This is a genomic window from Bradyrhizobium sp. P2_E8 (genome assembly GCF_056403875.1).
This window is the reverse complement of record NZ_JBFUES010001375.1, coordinates 1-1,528: the sequence shown is the minus strand read 5'-3', so window position 1 is coordinate 1,528 and position 1,528 is coordinate 1. Positions and strand designations below refer to the sequence as shown.

Below are 1,528 nucleotides of genomic sequence, written 5' to 3'. Positions count from 1 at the left end.
TCTCAACGGCGAGTTCGCACGCATCGTCACCACGAATGAGGTGGTCGCATCATTCGCGGCGAAGTAATGGCAGCAGCTCGACGAACGCCGGTGATGCGACAATAAATCTCACGACACGCAATCATCCGCGCTGAATCGGACGCCTCGCGCTGCGTCGTTTCGACGCCCGCACTGGCCGGAACGCAGCCAGCGCCCATGTGTTGTCACACGACATTCAACTGGAGTGATGACATGAAGTATCTCATTGTCGCGATGGCGGTCGGTGCTGCGGCGCTTGCCGGCGGATCGGCGGCGAACGCGGCCAACACCACAAGCGCGACGCAGAGCGCGCGGGGAGGCCCGCCGACCGACATCAGCGCGCAGCACCGGCACCACCATCATGGCTATCGCCATCATCACTGGCGCCATCACCACCACGGCTATTATCGCCCGCACTATCGCAGCTACGGCTATTACCCGCGGCACCACGGTTATTACGGCGGCGGACCGTACGGATATTACGGCGGCGGCGGTCCGGGTGTGACCTTCGGCTTCGGCGGCAGCCGCTGGTAAAGCAAAAGGCCCGCAGAGATGCGGGCCTTTTTGTTGCAGAGATAGCTCGGCCTCCATGGTTCGAGACGCGCCGTAAGGCGGCGCTCCTCACCATGAGGGTTCAGGATTTCACCGCGAAGCAAGACCTCATCCTGAGGAGCCCGCCCACAGCGGGCGTCTCGAAGGATGGCCGCAGGGACGCTGGCCGCCGAGATTCTTTGCGAAGGCCGCGCGCCTACCCCCGCAAGATCGTCCCCGCCGTCTCCAGACCGCTCGCCAGCGCCGCCTCGACCGTGCCCATGTCGGGGCCGCGATAGAGCGCTTCGCCGGAGAACAGCACTGCTCCGTCGGCGCGCGCGAGCATCGTTTGCGCCGCGCGCGTCCGCGGCGTGGCCCAGGAATAGGCGCCGCGGGCGAAGCGATCGTGCCCCCAATTAATCGCCGCAGCCGCGACGAGGTCGCGCGCAACCTCGTCGCGCGACAGGCCGAAGACGGCGGCGAGCGAACCGAGCCCGGCCTCGATCAACGCTTGCGGATCGAGGCCTTGCAGCTCCGCCGTCCGCGGGCCGCCGAACCAGCCCGTGAGCACGGGATGCTGCTCCGGATAGCGCGTCCACCACACCGGGATGGTCTGGTCCGACAGCAGGAAGGTCATATCCGCAAGATCCGGCCCGCGCTCGCGCCACCATGGCCGCGCAAACCGCAGCAGGATCTTGACGACGTTGCCGAAGCCGATGTCGTCGGCAGCCGCCGCCCTCGCGCGCACGCTCGCCGGAAGCGCGATCTCGCGCAGCAGCGGCAGCGGAACGGTGAGGATCGCGCGATCGCAGCGATGCACGTCGCCGCCGGCACCGCGAACGACCACCGCACCGCCCTCCTCCTCGATCGCCGACACCACGCAGCCAAGGTGGATCGTCACGCCATGCCGGCGGCACTCGGCTGCGAGAAAATCGATCAGCGCGCCATAGCCGCCATTGATGCGCGCCTGCCTGTGGAG

At 67.2% G+C, this 1,528-nt stretch carries 2 protein-coding genes; one reads left to right on the top strand and one right to left on the bottom strand.

Translation table 11 applies throughout. The annotated features are described in order from the left end of the window. Positions 1 to 231 precede the first annotated feature (231 nt). The gene (locus AC1D00_RS40605) at positions 232 to 552 is read left to right on the top strand and encodes a hypothetical protein (RefSeq protein ID WP_167771339.1); all 321 of its coding nucleotides are present in this window, start codon (positions 232 to 234) and stop codon (positions 550 to 552) included. A 214-nt stretch (positions 553 to 766) separates the two neighbouring features. On the opposite strand, the gene AC1D00_RS40600 is transcribed toward AC1D00_RS40605, so the two are convergent. Continuing rightward, on the bottom strand, positions 767 to 1,528 hold a 762-nt coding region (locus AC1D00_RS40600), incomplete at its 5' end, for a flavin monoamine oxidase family protein (protein ID WP_477014575.1).

Coding starts and splice junctions, on each gene's coding strand:
- AC1D00_RS40605 (WP_167771339.1), top strand. CDS start 232: ATGAAGTATCTCATTGTCGCGATGGCGGTCGGTGCTGCGGCGCTTGCC.